Genomic DNA, 15,284 nt, shown 5'->3' with positions numbered 1-15,284 from the left:
GGCTGGTTGCGAAGCGCCGATCCTAGAAGACCGCGCACGCCTCATCAACGAAGAAAACCGCGCATGCATAGCTGAAATGCTTCTAGCAGCCATGCGCCAAAAGCGCCGCGCGGCCGGCACATTCATGGCCTGGCTTTTTTCTTCTTCTGCTCTTCCACCATGACTCACAAATTCAAGATCGTCGCTGTCTCCGGCGGCCTGCAACGCCCTTCGCGCACGCTCGCGCTGGTCGAGGAACTGCTGGAGGGCCTGACCGACGCCTGGCCCGCCGAGACGCGCCTCGTCGAACTGGGCCAGTTGGTGCCGAAGTTCGGCGGCGTGCTGCAGCGCGGCCAGCTTCCAGCCGAGGTCGAGCAGTCGCTCAAGGACGTGGAATCCGCCGACCTGCTGCTGGTGGCGAGCCCGATCTATCGCGGTTCGTACACCGGGCTTTTCAAGCACTTCTTCGACTTCGTTCATCACGAAGCGTTGATCGACGTGCCGGTGCTGCTTGCGGCCACCGGCGGCAGCGACCGCCACGCACTGGCCATCGACCACCAGCTGCGCCCGCTGTTCAGCTTCTTCCAGGCCCACACGCTGCCAGTCGGCGTCTATGCGACCGACAAGGAATTCGACAACTACCGCGTGAGCGGCAATGCACTGCGCGCACGCATCGCATTGGCCGTCGAGCGCGCATTGCCCGTGCTGCGCCAGCGCGCGGGCAGGCCGCTCGAAGTGCCTTCGCTGGCGCTGGCCTGAGCGATTCGCCGATGTCCTCCCCGCTTGAACTTCTTCCCGACGGATTCGCCGTGCCGCGCAAACCGCGCGACCCCGATCCCGCGCGCGTGCGGCGCATCCGCAGCGACGGCGAAGCGCTGGAGGCCGCCCACCGCCTTGCCGCGCTGTTCGCCCCCGGTGCTTCTGCGCGCGACCGCGAGCGGCGCTTGCCGTGGGATGAGGTCGACCTTTGGTCCGAGAGCGGGCTCGGCGGCATCACCGTGCCGCGCGCGCATGGCGGTGCCGACGTGTCCTACGCCACGCTGGCCGAGGTCTTCGTGATCCTGTCGGCCGCCGACGCCTCGCTCGGCCAGATCCCGCAGAACCACTTCGGCGTGCTGGGCGTGCTCCGCGAGATCGGCACCGAGCCGCAGAAGACCCGCTTCTACGCCGAGGTGCTCGCGGGCCAGCGCCTGGGCAATGCGGGGCCGGAGCGGCGATCGAAGACCATCGCGGAGGGCGCGACACGGCTGCGCCGCACGCCCCAGGGACTGCGCCTGGACGGCGAGCGCTTCTATTCGACCGGTGCGCTCTTCGCCCACCGCGTGCCGGCACGCGCGCTCGACGACCAGGGCCGCGCCGTGCAGGTGTGGTTGCCGCGCGATGCGCCCGGGCTCACGGTGGTCGACGACTGGTCCTCCTTCGGCCAGCGCACCACGGCCAGCGGCACGGTGCGCTTCGAGGCCGTGCCGGTCGACGAGGCGGACGTGCTGCCGCTGTGGCAGCTGGCCGACCGGCCCGGCCTGTTCGGCCCCGGCTCGCAGCTCCTGCAGGCAGCCATCGACCAGGGCATTGCGCAGGCCGCGCTGGCCGAGGCGATCGCCTTCGTGCGCGCGCACGCGCGGCCCTGGACCGATGCCGGCGTGGCCCGCGCGGCGGACGACCCTTACATCATCCAGGACGTGGGCCGCCTCGAGGTGGACTTGCATGCCGCGCACGAGGTGCTGCTGGAAAGCGGCCGCATGCTCGATGCCGTGGCGGCCCGGCCCGTCACCGCCGAATCCAGCGCCCGCGCCTCGGTTGCCGTAGCCGAGGCCAAGGTGCTGACGACGCGCATCGCGCTCGATGCCAGCGAGAAGCTGTTCGAGCTCGCCGGCTCCTCGGCCACGCGCGAAGCCCACAACCTCGGCCGCCACTGGCGCAACGCCCGCGCCCACACCCTGCACGACCCGGTGCGCTGGAAGGCGCACCTGATCGGCAACTACCTGCTCAACCACGTGCCACCGCCGCGGCATTCCTGGAACTGATCGATGACGCTCACCGCTCTTCTTCCCGATCGCACATCCGAGGCGCCCGCGGCGCGAGCTCCCGCCCGCGCCGATGCACAGCCCGCACCCGTCCCTGGGCAGAGGCCGCTGCGCATCCGCGACGATGCCCAGGCGCTGCAGATCGCGCGCGAGCTCGCCGCCGACTTCGCGCGCGATGCCGCGGTGCGCGACCGCGAGCGGCGCCTGCCCTGGGACGAGCTGGAGCGCTTCACCGCCAGCGGCCTCTGGGCCATCACGGTGCCGCGCGAGCATGGCGGCGCCGGCGTGTCGGCACGCACGCTGGCGGAGGTGATCGCCATCATCTCGGCCGCCGACGGCTCGCTCGGGCAGATTCCGCAGAACCACTACTACGCGCTGGAGGTGCTGCGCGTCGGCGGCACCGAGGCCCAGAAAAGCTTTTTCTACCGCCGCGTGCTCGAAGGCGAGCGCTTCGGCAATGCGCTCGCGGAGATCGGCCACAAGGACTTCAAGCGCCGAACGCGCCTGCACGAGGAGGGCGGCAGCCTGCAGGTCGACGGGCAGAAGTTCTACTGCACCGGCGCACTGTTCGCGCACTGGATTCCCACGCTGGTCGTGGCACAGGAGGGCGAACGCGAAGTGACCAAGCTCGCCTTCGTGCCGCGCCGCGCCGAGGGCGTGAGCATCGTTGACGACTGGGACGGCTTCGGCCAGCGCGTGACCGGCAGCGGCTCGGTGCGCTTCGAGGGGGTGCAGATCGACCCGGCCTGGGTCATTCCCTTCCTGGCCTCCTTCGAGCGGCCCACCACCATCGGCCCGTTCGCGCAGATGCTGCATGCCGCCATCGACCTTGGCATCGGGCGCGGCGCCTTCGAGGCCACGCTGCCCTTCGTGCGCGAGCGAGCGCGGCCGTGGATCGATGCCGGCGTGGAACGCGCGAGCGAAGACCCGTTCGCGATCCAGCTGACCGGCGAGTTGGCGGTGCGCCTGCGCGCGGCCGAGGCCCTGCTGCGCCGCGCCGCGCGCTTCGTCGAGGCGGCCCAGCGCGCGCCCGACGATCACAGCGTGGCCGCGGCATCGATCGCAGTGGCCGAGGCCCGCGTGCTGAGCACCACCGCTTCGCTCGACGCCGGCAACCGCATGTTCGAGCTGGCCGGCACCGGCGCCACGCTCGACGGCCTGGGGCTGGACCGCTTCTGGCGCAACGCGCGCACCCACACGCTGCACGACCCGGTGCGCTGGAAGTACCACCACATCGGCAACTACCGCCTCAACGACCGGCTGCCGCCGCGGCACGGCGCGCTGTGAGCACCGAGTCCTTTTCTTCTTTTCCCGTTCTTCTTCGGAGTCTTGCTTGAGCCGCTTCCCATCGCTTTCCGCCGCGCTGTCGCGCCGCCGCCTGCTGCAATTCGCCTCGGCCGCCGCCACCGCCGGCGCGGGCTTGCCCGCCTTCGCGGCCCTCAAGGAGCCGCCCGGCACCACCAAGGTCCTGAAGGTAGGCGTCACGACCGGGCCGCACGAGCAGACCTTCGAGGTCGCCAAGCGCGTGGCCGAGCGCGACTACGGCCTGAAGATCCAGATCGTGCCCTTCACCGACTACAGCCGGCCCAACGCCGCGCTCGATGCCGGCGACCTGGACGCCAACAGCTTCCAGCACCGGCCCTTCCTCGCGGCGCAGGTGCGTTCGCGCGACTACAGGATCGTCGGCTTCGGCCGCACCTGGATCGGCCCCATCGCCATCTATTCGCGCAAGTTCAAATCGTTCAAGGACCTGCCCGAGGGCGCCAGCATCGCCATTCCCAACGACCCGTCGAACGAAAGCCGGGTGCTGTTGCTGCTGCAGAAGGCCGGCGCCATCAAGCTCAAGAGCGGCATCGACCCGATCGCGGGCATCAACGCCACGCCGCGCGACGTCACCGAGAACCCGCGGAAGTTCCGCTTCGTCGAGATCGAGGCCGCGCAGCTGCCGCGCACGCTCGATGACACCGACGCCTCGGCCGTCAACGCCGACTATGCCAACAAGGCCGGCCTCAATCCGGCGCGCGACGGCATCCTGGTCGAGGACAAGGAGGGCCCCTATGCCTGCCTGATCGCGGTGCGCGAACAGGACAAGGAACAGCCCTGGGTGCAGCAGCTGGTCAAGGCCTACCAGACCGACGAGGTGCGCGACTTCATCGTCAAGACCTTCGCGGGCGGCGTGCTGCCGGCGTTCTGACATGGCGCAGAAGAAGAAAGAGATCCTGCTCAACGCGTTCAACATGAACTGCGTGGGCCACATCAACCATGGCCTGTGGACCCATCCGCGCGACCACTCGCTCGAATACAACACGCTCGAACACTGGACCGGCATCGCGCGCACGCTGGAGCGCGGCCTGTTCGACGGCCTGTTCATTGCCGACATCGTGGGCGTCTACGACGTCTACCAGCACAACGTCGACGTGACGCTGCGCGAGTCGATCCAGCTGCCGGTGAACGACCCGCTGATGCTGGTGTCGGCCATGGCGGCGGCGACCCGGCACCTGGGCTTCGGCGTGACGGTCAATCTGACCTACGAGCAGCCCTACCTGCTGGCGCGGCGCTTCTCGACGCTGGACCATCTCACGCGCGGACGCATCGGCTGGAACATCGTCACCGGCTATCTCGACAGCGCCGCGCGCGCGATGGGCCTGGCCGAGCAGATCGCGCACGACGAGCGCTACGAACGGGCCGACGAGTACCTGGAGGTGCTCTACAAGCTGTGGGAAGGGAGCTGGGAAGACGCGGCGGTGCGGCGCGACAAGGCCGCGCGCGTCTTCGCGGACCCGGCCAGGGTGCACAAGGTGCGGCACGACGGCCGCTACCACCAGGTCGAGGGCTACCACCTGGCCGAGCCCTCGCCGCAGCGCACGCCGGTGTTGTTCCAGGCCGGCAGCTCCGGCCGCGGCCAGCGCTTTGCCGCGCGGCACGCGGAGTGCGTCTTCATCTCGCCGCCCAGCAAGGAGGCGGCGCGCCAGACCGTGCAGGCACTGCGCGAACAGCTGGTGCAGGCCGGCCGGCGTCCCGACGACGTCAAGGTGTTCGTCGGCGCGGCGGTGGTGCCGGGCGCGAGCGCGAAGGAGGCGCAGGAAAAGTACGCGGACTACCGGGACTACGCGAGCCGCGAGGCGGGCCTGGCGCACTTCTCGGCCAGCACGGGCATCGACTACGCGCGCTACGGCCTGGACGAGCCGATCGACTACGGAAAGACCAACGCCATCGAATCGGCCACCCGCACCGCCGAGCAGCAGGGCTGGACGCGCCGCAAGCTGCTGGACCTGTTCGAGCTCGGCGGGCGCTACCCGGCCATCGTCGGAGATGCGGCGCAGGTGGCGGACGAACTGCAGTCGTGGATCGACGAGACCGGCGCGGACGGCTTCAACCTGAGCCGCACCGTGGTGCCCGAGAGCTACGAGGATTTCGTCGACCTGGTCGTGCCCGAGCTGCAGGACCGCGGCGTCTACAAGACCGCCTATGCCGAGGGCAGCCTGCGCCGCAAACTGTTCGATGCCGGCGACCGGCTGCCTGCGCGCCATGCGGCGGCGCAGTTCCGCCATCGCGCCGGCGAGGCCTGATCAACTTTCGGCCCGGCTTCCCACCGCCCAATAGAAGGTCGGCCGGGTTCCGTTGATCGCGTGGTCGCCGACCGCGCGCGCCTTGTAGATCACCGGGTTGTGCGAGGCCAGCGTGCGCGCGTTGCGCCAGTGGCGATCCAGCCGCCGGTCTTCCTGCAGCGCCGAGGCGCCGCCGACATCGAACAGGCGCGTCGCGGCGTTCAGCACGGTGTCGACGATGCCGACCTGCGCCTTGGCGGTGCGCAGCTCCACGTCGACGAGCAGGCTTTCGGGAACGGGCTCGCCGCGCTGGTGCATGCGGTCGATGTCGCCCAGCCCGCGGGCCACTGCAGCCACCGTTGCGGCGGCCGTGAAGGCCGCGCTGGAAAGCTGCCCCACCACCTGCTGGACCAACGGATCTTCCCGCGGCGTGGTGCCGCTGCCGTGGCTGTATACGCGCTTGCGCGGCTGCACGAAGGCGACCGCGTCGCGCTCGATCGCGCGCGCGATGCCGGCCAGCGTGGCCAGGTGGGTGAGCTGGAAATGGGCCGTGAGCGGCGTCGGCCGGTCGCGGTCGTAGGTCAGCACATTGCCGGCCTCGACAGCGACACGGCGAAAGCGCGTGGTGCCCGACCCGGTCAGGCGTTGGCCAAAGCCGCGCCAGTCGTCGATGCGTTCCACGCCGCTCGCTTCCGCGGGCACAAGCACCAGCACCCGGCCTTGCTTGCTCGGATCGTCCGCGCGCTGGGCGGTCACGGGAATCCAGTCGGCATAGAGCGTGCCTGTGCTGTAGTACTTGTCGCCATCGAGCAGCCAGCCCTTGCCGTCTCGTGTGAGCGTGGTCTGCAGCGTGCCCAGCTCGGCCTCGCCCAACTCGGTGGTGGCATTGCCGAAGATCGCGCCGTCGGCCGCGCGCCGCAGCCAGGGGGCATGCAGCTCGGGGTCGATCTCGGCATAGAGCCGTTCGATGAAGCCGAAGTGCGCGCGCAGGATCTGCGGCAGGTTCGAATCGGCGGCGCCAAGCTCGATGAGCAGGTCGAACAGTTGCTCGACCGAAGCGCCAAGGCCACCGTGGACCCGCGGCACGCGCAGCGCGCCGAAGTTCGCTTCGCGCAGCCAGGTGACGGCGTCGTAGGCCAGTGCGCGCTCGTTCTCGCGTTGGGCGGCATGTTCGGCGATGCGGGCGAAGACGGGGCGGAAGCGCTCGGCGAGCTGCTCGTAGGCAGGGGGTGGTGGGGGCATGAACGATGAGGTACCAGGAAAGGTGGAGAAGGCGGTCACGCGATGGCGGCCGGATGCGCTTCGCGCGCCGAATGCGCCGGATGCGCGGGCCGCCGCAGCCCGAGGTGCTCGCGCAGCGTGCGGCCTTCGTACTCGGTGCGGAACAGGCCGCGCCGCCGCAGCTCGGGCAGCACCAGTTCGATGAAGTCGTCCAGGCCGCCCGGGAACCACGGCGCCATGATGTTGAAGCCGTCCGCGCCGCTTTCCTCGAACCACTGCTGCAGCTGGTCGGCAATGCGGGCGGGCGTGCCCACCACCTGCTGGTGGCCGCGCGCACCGGCAATGCGCAGGTAGAGATCGCGGATGCTGAGGTTTTCGCGCCGCGCCAGGTCCAGCAGCAGCCGCTGGCGGCTCTTGGGGCCGTTGGTTTCCGGCAGTTCGGGCAGCGGGCCGTCGACCGGCAGCCTGGAGAAATCGAAGCCTCCGATCACGTTCGACAGCAGCGACACGCCGACCACCGGGTGCACCAGTTGCTGCAGCTGCTCGAACTTCTCCTCGGCCTCTGCCTGCGTGCGGCCGACCACGGGGAAGATGCCGGGCATGATCTTCACCTCGTCGGGGTGGCGGCCATGGCCCGGCAGGCGGCCCTTGATGTCGGCGTAGAAGGCCTTCGCTTCGTCGAAGGTCTGGTGTGCGACGAAGATCACTTCGGCCGTGCGCGCGGCAAGGTCGCGGCCTGCTTCAGAGGCGCCGGCCTGCACCACCACCGGCCGCCCCTGCGGCGAGCGCGCCACGTTGAGCGGGCCGCGTACCGAGAAGTGCGTGCCCTTGTGGCCCAGCACGTGCAGCTTGTCCTCGTCGAAGTACAGGCCGCTCGCCTTGTCGCGCACGAAGCTGTCGTCCTCCCAGCTGTCCCACAGGCCCGTGACCACGTCGTGGAACTCGGCCGCGCGCTCGTAGCGCAGCGCGTGCTCGAAATGCTCGTCGCGGCTGAAGTTCTGCGCCTCGCCGGTGCCGCTGGAGGTCACCAGGTTCCAGCCCGAGCGTCCGCCGCTGATCTGGTCGAGCGAGGCAAACTTGCGCGCCACGTTGAAGGGCTCGTTGAAGCTGGTCGACACCGTGGCGATGAGCCCGATGCGCTCGGTCAGCGCCGCAATGGCCGCAAGCAGCGTGAGCGGCTCGAAGTGGTCGGCGCGCGCCGTGCGCGAGAGCGACGCCAGGTCGCTGTTGCGAACGCCGACAGAATCGGCCAGGAAGATGGCGTCGAACTTGGCCGCTTCCGCCTTCTGCGCAAGTTCGACGTAGTGGCGGAAGTTGCTCCCGGCATCGGCCTGCGCGCCCGGATGGCGCCAGGCCGCGATATGGTGACCGGTCTGCATGAGGAAGGCGCCGAGCTTGAACTGGCGCGTGGATGAAGCCATGGGTCGAGTGCCTTGGAAATGAAGGAAAGGGGTTGCCGCGCTCACCACGCCAGCTGCAGGCGCTGCGGCAGCCCGGTTGCGACCGCTTCAGGTTGCGGTGCTGCGATCGGTGTGCGGTCGGTATCGGCATCGAGGAAGTCGCTGAGCACGTCGTCGCGCAAGGCAATGAATGCCGGGTCGCTGCGGCTGCGCGGGTGCGGCAGGTCGACCTCGACGGTGCGCCGGATGCGGCCGGGCGAGGGCTGCATCACCACCACACGATCGCCCAGGAAGACGGCTTCCTCGACATCGTGGGTTACCAGCAGCATGGTGATGCGCTCTTTCTGCCAGATGCGCTGAAGCTCGTTCTGCAGCCGCGAGCGCGTGAGCGCATCGAGCGCGCCGAAGGGTTCGTCGAGCAGCAGCACGCGCGGCCGGTTCACCAGGCCGCGCGCAATCGCCACGCGCTGCGCCATGCCGCCGGAGATCTGGTGCGGCCACGATTTTTCGAAGCCCTCGAGCCCGACCAGCGCGACATGCTCGGCCACCAGGTCGCGCTTTTCCTTGGCGCTGAAGGGTGCGTTGCGCAGGCCCACCGCGATGTTCTGCTCCACCGTGAGCCAGGGAAAGAGGCGGTGGTCCTGGAACACGATGCCGCGCTCGCGGCCGGGGCCCGAGATCGGTTCACCGTCGAGCAGGATTCGGCCCTCGTACTGCGCGTCCAAGCCGAGGATGAGCCGCAGCAGCGTGGACTTGCCGCAGCCGCTGGTGCCGACGATGCTCACGAAGCGGCCGGCCGGAATGTGCAGGTCGATGCCTTCGAGCACCTGCAGTTCGCCGCCGCTGGCCTGCGTGCTGGCATAGCGCTTGCCGAGGCCGCGGATGTCGAGTTCGTTGGAGGGGTTCGCAAGGAGGGAGGTCATGGAAGGTGAGTTCTTTCTGCGTGCGTGGTTCATGCGCGCCCGGTCCAGCGCGCCAGCCGGCGCTCCAGCGCGCGGGCCGAGGCGTTCATGAGCCAGCCGACGAGGCCGATCACGAACATGCCGAAGATGACCAGGTCCATCTGGAAATGCTCGCTGCCCTCGATCAGCGTGTTGCCGATGCCGCGGCCGGCCACCAGCAGGTACTCGGCGCCGATGGTCGCAAGCCAGGAATAGATGAGCGCCAGGTAGACGCCCGTGAAGATCGAGGGCAGGGCGGCCGGCAGCACCACCTGCGTGACGGTCTGCCAGCGCGTGTAGCCATAGACGCGCGCCACCTCGAGCAGGCCGGCCGGCGCGGTGCGGATGCCGTCGCAGGTGTTGACCACCACCGGCACCAGCGCAGCCAGCGAGAGGAACACCACCTTGGCAACGTCGCCAAGGCCGAACCACACCGAGATCAGCGGAATCCACGCGAACAGCGAGATCTGCTTGAAGGTGTTGAAGCTCGGACCGGCGATGCGGTTGAAGAGCGGCGACAGCCCCAGCAGCGCGCCGAGCACGAGGCCAGACGCGGTGCCGATCGCAAAGCCCGTCGCTTCGCGCGCCAGGCTCGCGCCGAGCGCACGCCAGAGGCGTCCGCTCGCGACCTGGTCGACGGCGGTATCGAGCACCTTGGCCGGCGAGACCAGCAGCGCCGAGTTCACGACGTCGAGCGACGACAGCAGCCACCACAGCAAGACAGCCGCCACGGGCAGCACGAAGCCGCGCCAGCGGCTGCGCTGCTCAGGCTGCAGCGGTTGCACGGCAGCCAGTTCGGCGGCTTCCCGCGTGACGGTGTTCATGGCGCGGCTCCGCCCGGCTGGCGCCGGTGCATCGAGGTTTCGAGCCGATCGAGCAGGCGGTCGATGGCATAGCCGATCGCACCCACCACGATCACGGCCGCCATCACCAGGTCGAGCTGGAACAGCTGCCGGCCATAGACGATGAGGTAGCCCAGCCCTTCGCTCGACGCCACCAGTTCCACCACCACCAGCGAGAGCCAGGCCTTGGTGAAGCCCAGCCGCACGCCGGTGAAGAGCGTGGGCACGGCGTGCGGCAGCACGATCTCCAGCACCTGCTGGCGCCGCGTATAGCCATAGACCTGGCCGACCTCGCGCAGCGCATGCGGAGTCTGCCGGAAGCCCTGCAGCGTGTTGAGCGCCACCGGCACCAGTGCCGCCTTGGCGATGAGGATGTACTTCAGCGGCTCGCCGATGCCCACGATCAGCAGCACGAAAGGCAGCCAGGCCAGCACCGGGATCTGCACCAGTGCATTGAAGGTGGGCAGCACATAGGCCTCGAAGCTGCGCGACAGGCCCATGGCCGAGCCCAGCGCCAGTCCGAGCAAAGTGCCGGCCGCGAAGCCGACGCCCACGCGGTTGAAACTGGTGCTCACGTGCAGCCACAGGTCGCCGCTCATGGCCAGGTCGCGCAATGTTTCCCACACGAACTGCGGCGGCGGCAGCACCTGCGGCGAGATCCAGCCCTGCTCGGCGCCCGTGAACCACAGCGCGAGCAGGGCGATGGGCAGCAGCCAGGGGAGCGTGCTGTCGCCGATGCGCCGCCAGGGCATCCGCGCGAGCAACGGCGCGATCGTTCGCGCCGCGGACGCGGGCGCGTCGTCGCGAGGCCGCAGGACGGCTGCCAATTCGACTTCGGCGCTCATCGGTTTTTCCCCCTCTCCCTCTGGGAGAGGGCTGGGGTGAGGGCCAGCGGCGCTTGCAGATGCGGTGCTCGTGCGAAGGCCGATGCCCTCACCCTAGCCCTCTCCCGCAAGCGGGAGAGGGGATAAGACAACGCCCTCATCGCGAAGCGACCGACGGACCCGCCTTCGGCTGTCCCTTGGCGTCGTAGGCCGTCCAGTAGTTCTCCAGCCCCTGCTTCTTCAGCGCGTTCTTCAGGTAGCGCGTGTCGAACCAGTCGTCGACCGACACCTCGCGGCGGATCAGCTTGAGCTTGAGCGCGTCGGCCACCACGGCCTTGTAGCGCCCGATGATGAAGTCGTCGGCGAGCGGCGAGTTGCGCACCGCGAGTTGCTGCTGGTCGAACTCCGCCGCCCACGAAGCCACCGGTGTGCCGCTTCGCGCCCAGATGCGGAACAGCTCATCGCGGTTCTTCTCGTCCGACGACCAGCGCGCCGCCCGCACGAACACGTCGACCACGCGCTGCACCTCGGCCGGGTTGGCCTGCTCGAAATCCGCGCGCACCAGCAGCGAGGCCTGGCGCGTGAAGGCCGGGTCCTGCCCCTGCGTGGAATACACCACCTTGGCAAGGCCCTGGTCGCGCACCTTGAACCACTCGTAGCCGCCGAAGGCCGCATCGACGCCGTTCGACACCAGCGCGGCCTGCGCGCTGCCGGTGTCGAGGTTCACGCCCTTGATGTCGCGCTCGGCCAGCCCGTTGGCCGCCAGCACGTTGATGGCCACGAGGTGGCCGTTGGTACCGCGGAAGATCGAGACCGTGCGGTCCTTCAGGTCCTTGATCGAGCGGATGTCCGACTTGGGCGGCGCCACCAGGTACAGGTTGTTGCGCGCGCCGCTCGCCAGCAGCAGCTTGGTCTTAAGGCCGTTGGAGCGCCCGACGATCGACGGCAGGTCGCCCTGGTAGGCGAAATCGATCTGCCTGTTCGACAGCGCCTCGTTCACCGCCGGTCCGGCACCCTTGAAGAACAGCCATTCGACCTTGATGCCCGTGGCCTTGAACTCCTCCTCCAGCCAGTTGTTGACGCGCGCAACGCCGCCGGGCGAACCGCCCCAGGTGACGGGGTCGCCGCCGCCCGCGGTGGCCACGCCGATGCGGATGGTGTCGGGTGCTGCCTGCGCGGGCAACGCGGCCACGGCCATCAGCGCGAGCGTGCCCAGTGGCGCGGCCCAACGGCGCAGGCGGGTGAACAGGGAGCGTGCCGCGCCGTTCACTTCGCGCCTTTCAGGCCGAGCTTGCGCCCGACCTCAGTGCCTTCGAAGAAGCGCGGATTGGCCTCGGTGTAGAAGCGGTGCGGGTTGTCGAAGACAAAGGCCTTGAAGTCCGCGGCCGAGATCACGCCTTGCTGCACCAGGTCCCAGGTTTCGGCCAGCGGCTCGGTGAACTCGGGCACGTCCCAGTGGCCCACGTCGGACGACCAGATCGCGTTGATCCTGGTGCCCAGCGGATTGACCTTGGTGTTGAACGCCGCGGCCACCGTGCGGTCGTCGGCCTCGGAGCCGAAGTAGAAGTTGTTCACCCAGCGGTCGCGGATGTCCTCCACCTTCTCGATGCCGGCGAGCGCGAAATCGTCGATCTCCGATTCGTTCGGCTCTCGGCTGTGCGGCAGCGCCGAGAGGCCGAGGCTGTCGCGCAGCAGCGTCGACTTGTCGATCGTACGGCCCTTGAGCAGGTCGCCGCCGTAGCGCTCGAACAGCGAGGCAAGCAGTTCGACGTCGGCCTCTGCGGGGTCGTAGTTGCGCACGGCGTTCCTGTTGCGCTTTTCCCAGCGGTCCACCAGGTGCGTGTAGACATGCGAGCCCCAGTCGGCACCGCCTTCGAGCAAGCCCACGCGCAGGCCGGGAAAGCGCCGCGTCACGCCGCCGAAGAACAGTGCCTTGGCAAAGGCTTGCGAGCCATCGGCAAAGTGGCCAATGTGGTTGTTCATGTAGTTGCTGATCGACTGCCGGCCGGTCCAACCCTGGCTGCCGTAGTGCGTGGTGACGGGCACGCCCAGTTCCACCACCTTGGCCCAGAAGGGGTCGTAGTCGTGCTCGCTGTCGATGCCGTAGAAGTCGATGTACCCGGTCTGCTTCGCAATCTCCGGGTGTTCCTTCGCCGGATATTTTTCGGCGATGGCGCGGATCGGCCGGCGCACCCCGCCTGCGATGTTGATGACCTTCAGGCCGAGCGTCTTTACCGCGAACTCCAGCTCTTCGATGCCTTCCTGCGGCGTGTGCAGCGGAATGCCCGCCACCGGCGTCAGGCGGTCGGCATACGGCCGGTACTGGTCGGCGTGGAAGTGGTTGATCGCGCGATGCAGCGGCTGGCGGTATTCGCTGCCGGCCGCGGCGGGCGAGAGCACGTCGTTGGGGAACAGGATCGAATAGTCCGAGCCCTGCTCGCCCAGGCGCTCGTAGAGCAGCGCGGGCAGCGTGTAGGTGGCCAGGTCGTAGGTGTTGCGCGTCACGCGGGCCCACCAGGGCGCGCGCAGCGTGCGGTGGAACTGGCGCTCCTCGGCCGTCTGCTGGTACCAGTCCTTGCCGCCGCCATTGCGCGTGACGAAGCGTCCGCCCAGCGCCTTGCGCAGCGCATCGACCAGCTTGCTGCCGCCGTACTGCGCCACGTAATCCTCGAGTACGGGCGCGTAGTCGTTGACGTGGACATCCGTGTCGATCACGGGATGGTCGAGGCCGGCCTTCACGGCGGCGGAGCGCGAGGCATGCACGCGGTTCAAACGATCGTTCATCTGCGGGTTCCTTGGAAGGGAAAGGAACGCCGCAGGCTACGCGCGGCTCACGCGCTTGCCAAAGAAGGCTTTCGGTATTGCTTAGCCGGTGCGTGCATAAGGAGCACAGCTCGGCGCGGATGTTGCGGGGCGGTACTTCGGTTTCGGGCGGCGCATCGAGGTACTCATGTTTCCACCGGAAGCTCCAGCGTGAACACCGCGCCGGTGCCCGGCCCGTCGCTGTGGGCTGTGAGGGTTCCGCCCATTTCATGCGCGGCGATCACGGCGCTGTGCAGGCCGAATCCATGGCCGGTCTTTTTCGTGGTGAACCCGTGCACGAACACCTGGGACAGGGCCTGCGTCGCAATGCCCACGCCGTTGTCCGCCACGCAGATGCGCAGCCGCTGGCCCGCCACCAGCTCCACGCGCACCGTGAGCCGGGGCTCGCGGTCGGTCACGCCGTCCATGGCCTGCTCGGCGTTGCTGATCAGGTTCACCAGGATCTGCAAGATCCGCCCCTGGTCCAGCAGCAGTTCGGGAAGAAGCGCAATCTCCTTTTCCACCACCATCCGGCGCTGCGCCAGCGCCTCGGCGTTGATGCGCAATGCATCGTCCACCAGTTCGCGGACCTGCACCTTTTCCAGCAGCCTCGATGCGCCGGCGTAGGCCTGCTGCGCGGCAATGATCTCCTTGATGTGTTCCACGTTCTTGCCCAGCGCCGCCAGCTCCTTGATGGCGTCGTTCTGCTCCGCCACCAGCGCCGAGGCCAGCTGGCGCAGATAGCCCGGAAGCACCTTGCCCTTGGGGTCCGAAGCGAGGAACGCGCCCAGGTCGTCCGCGTGCTCTTCCATCAGCTGGACGGCCCGCGCAAGCCCCGGGGCCTTGGAGGCGCGAACGCGCGAAAGAATGAGCGCCGCGGATACGTTCACGCTATTGAGCACATTGCCGACGTTGTGCAGCACGTTGGTGGCGATGCGGGCCATGCCGGCCAGGTGCGAGGCCTCGACCAGCTGCTTGTTCACCTCGGCAACCTGGCGCTCCGCCTCCTTCAGGTCGGAGATGTTCTTGGTGATGCCGAAGGTCCCGACGATCTGGCCCGCGCGGTTGCGCAGGGGCATCTTCGTCGTCAGGGCCCAGGTGTCGGGCCGCCCGTCGATCCAGGTTTCTTTTTCGATCTTGCCGATCATCGGCACACCCGTGCGGATGATCTCCTGCTCGTCCTCGAACGCCGGGCGCGCATGCTCTTCGGAAAAGACATCGAAGTCCGACTTTCCCACCAGCCCTTCGGGCGTGGCCATTCCAAACTCCAGCGCCTGCGCCGTGCTGGTCTTGATGAAGCGGGACTGCGCGTCCTTGAAGTAGATGTGGTCCGGAGAGTTGTCCAGCAGCGCGCGAAGCAGCTCGCGCTCGTTGGCCAGCATGGCGTCGTCCTCTTGATTGCGCGGGGCCGCGTCGAGCAAGACTCCCTGGCTGCCGATGACCGTGCCGTCAGGGCCCCGCACCGCAGACTCGATCACCTGCCAGGAAGCCGCCTCGTCGGAGTCGATCTCCGCGGGCGTGCGGCCCAGGATCCGTTCTGCAGCCATGCCCTTCATTTCGCAGAACCTGGCATTGACGAAGGTGAAGCGCCCCTCGGTGTCCTTGCGAAAAATGCCGACCGGCAACTGCTCGACGATCGGTGCCGTGATGTCCTCCAGGAGGGTTGCGCTTGCAGGGGAGGCGGGTTGGCTTTGCATGGCGAT

General features: G+C 68.6%; 13 protein-coding genes. 5 read left to right on the top strand and 8 right to left on the bottom strand.

Annotated features, from left to right (window positions below):
• The first annotated feature begins 159 nt into the window (after positions 1-159).
• The 5 genes from msuE to AC1DSC_RS07590 are packed head-to-tail and all read left to right on the top strand — an operon-like array spanning position 160 to position 5,572.
• Complete coding sequence (gene msuE, locus AC1DSC_RS07610; protein ID WP_436298310.1) at positions 160-738, top strand: FMN reductase; 579 nt, start codon at positions 160-162, stop codon at positions 736-738.
• Positions 739-749: 11 nt separating this feature from the next.
• A complete protein-coding gene (locus tag AC1DSC_RS07605; RefSeq protein WP_436298311.1) occupies positions 750-2,003 on the top strand; it encodes an SfnB family sulfur acquisition oxidoreductase in 1,254 nt (417 codons plus the stop codon).
• A gap of 3 nt (positions 2,004-2,006) precedes the next feature.
• Positions 2,007-3,290 carry an SfnB family sulfur acquisition oxidoreductase gene (locus AC1DSC_RS07600; RefSeq protein WP_436298312.1) on the top strand — a complete coding sequence of 428 codons (1,284 nt, stop codon included), beginning with the start codon at positions 2,007-2,009 and terminating at the stop codon, positions 3,288-3,290.
• A 46-nt stretch (positions 3,291-3,336) separates the two neighbouring features.
• On the top strand, positions 3,337-4,197 hold the full coding sequence (locus AC1DSC_RS07595) for a MetQ/NlpA family ABC transporter substrate-binding protein (RefSeq protein ID WP_436298313.1): 861 nt from the start codon (positions 3,337-3,339) through the stop codon (positions 4,195-4,197).
• Position 4,198: 1 nt separating this feature from the next.
• Complete coding sequence (locus AC1DSC_RS07590) at positions 4,199-5,572, top strand: LLM class flavin-dependent oxidoreductase (protein ID WP_027729410.1); 1,374 nt, start codon at positions 4,199-4,201, stop codon at positions 5,570-5,572.
• Here AC1DSC_RS07590 and AC1DSC_RS07585 read toward each other — a convergent pair whose 3' ends face one another.
• The 8 genes from AC1DSC_RS07585 to AC1DSC_RS07550 form a co-directional block, all read right to left on the bottom strand.
• Entirely contained in the window at positions 5,573-6,793 is a 1,221-nt protein-coding gene (locus AC1DSC_RS07585; RefSeq protein WP_049805738.1) for an acyl-CoA dehydrogenase family protein, read from the bottom strand.
• 35 nt (positions 6,794-6,828) lie between these two features.
• Positions 6,829-8,193 (bottom strand): LLM class flavin-dependent oxidoreductase, encoded by a 1,365-nt coding sequence (locus tag AC1DSC_RS07580; RefSeq protein ID WP_436298314.1) that lies wholly within the window; start codon positions 8,191-8,193, stop codon positions 6,829-6,831.
• A gap of 41 nt (positions 8,194-8,234) precedes the next feature.
• Positions 8,235-9,095: an ABC transporter ATP-binding protein gene (locus AC1DSC_RS07575; RefSeq protein ID WP_436298315.1), complete on the bottom strand. Its 861-nt coding sequence runs from the start codon at positions 9,093-9,095 to the stop codon at positions 8,235-8,237.
• Positions 9,096-9,124: 29 nt separating this feature from the next.
• The gene (locus AC1DSC_RS07570) at positions 9,125-9,937 is read right to left on the bottom strand and encodes an ABC transporter permease (protein ID WP_436298316.1); all 813 of its coding nucleotides are present in this window, start codon (positions 9,935-9,937) and stop codon (positions 9,125-9,127) included.
• Positions 9,934-10,800, bottom strand: coding sequence for an ABC transporter permease (locus AC1DSC_RS07565; protein ID WP_436298317.1), 867 nt, complete (start codon positions 10,798-10,800; stop codon positions 9,934-9,936). Before AC1DSC_RS07565 ends, AC1DSC_RS07570 begins: the two co-directional genes overlap by 4 nt.
• A 136-nt stretch (positions 10,801-10,936) precedes the next feature.
• Positions 10,937-11,977, bottom strand: coding sequence for an ABC transporter substrate-binding protein (locus AC1DSC_RS07560; RefSeq protein ID WP_436298788.1), 1,041 nt, complete (start codon positions 11,975-11,977; stop codon positions 10,937-10,939).
• 68 nt (positions 11,978-12,045) lie between these two features.
• Positions 12,046-13,563, bottom strand: coding sequence for an amidohydrolase family protein (locus AC1DSC_RS07555; RefSeq protein ID WP_062362031.1), 1,518 nt, complete (start codon positions 13,561-13,563; stop codon positions 12,046-12,048).
• A gap of 164 nt (positions 13,564-13,727) precedes the next feature.
• On the bottom strand, positions 13,728-15,278 hold the full coding sequence (locus tag AC1DSC_RS07550; protein WP_436298318.1) for a PAS domain-containing protein: 1,551 nt from the start codon (positions 15,276-15,278) through the stop codon (positions 13,728-13,730).
• Positions 15,279-15,284: the final 6 nt, after the last annotated feature.

This window comes from Variovorax sp. 01N425, from assembly GCF_056399465.1.
The sequence above is the reverse complement of the archived record's forward strand: the minus strand, read 5'-3'. Positions and strand labels throughout refer to the sequence as shown.

Coding starts and splice junctions, on each gene's coding strand:
- msuE (WP_436298310.1), top strand. CDS start 160: ATGACTCACAAATTCAAGATCGTCGCTGTCTCCGGCGGCCTGCAACGC.
- AC1DSC_RS07560 (WP_436298788.1), bottom strand. CDS start 11,977: ATGGCCGTGGCCGCGTTGCCCGCGCAGGCAGCACCCGACACCATCCGC.
- AC1DSC_RS07600 (WP_436298312.1), top strand. CDS start 2,007: ATGACGCTCACCGCTCTTCTTCCCGATCGCACATCCGAGGCGCCCGCG.
- AC1DSC_RS07605 (WP_436298311.1), top strand. CDS start 750: ATGTCCTCCCCGCTTGAACTTCTTCCCGACGGATTCGCCGTGCCGCGC.
- AC1DSC_RS07565 (WP_436298317.1), bottom strand. CDS start 10,800: ATGAGCGCCGAAGTCGAATTGGCAGCCGTCCTGCGGCCTCGCGACGAC.
- AC1DSC_RS07575 (WP_436298315.1), bottom strand. CDS start 9,095: ATGACCTCCCTCCTTGCGAACCCCTCCAACGAACTCGACATCCGCGGC.
- AC1DSC_RS07555 (WP_062362031.1), bottom strand. CDS start 13,563: ATGAACGATCGTTTGAACCGCGTGCATGCCTCGCGCTCCGCCGCCGTG.
- AC1DSC_RS07585 (WP_049805738.1), bottom strand. CDS start 6,793: ATGCCCCCACCACCCCCTGCCTACGAGCAGCTCGCCGAGCGCTTCCGC.
- AC1DSC_RS07590 (WP_027729410.1), top strand. CDS start 4,199: ATGGCGCAGAAGAAGAAAGAGATCCTGCTCAACGCGTTCAACATGAAC.
- AC1DSC_RS07570 (WP_436298316.1), bottom strand. CDS start 9,937: ATGAACACCGTCACGCGGGAAGCCGCCGAACTGGCTGCCGTGCAACCG.
- AC1DSC_RS07550 (WP_436298318.1), bottom strand. CDS start 15,278: ATGCAAAGCCAACCCGCCTCCCCTGCAAGCGCAACCCTCCTGGAGGAC.
- AC1DSC_RS07580 (WP_436298314.1), bottom strand. CDS start 8,193: ATGGCTTCATCCACGCGCCAGTTCAAGCTCGGCGCCTTCCTCATGCAG.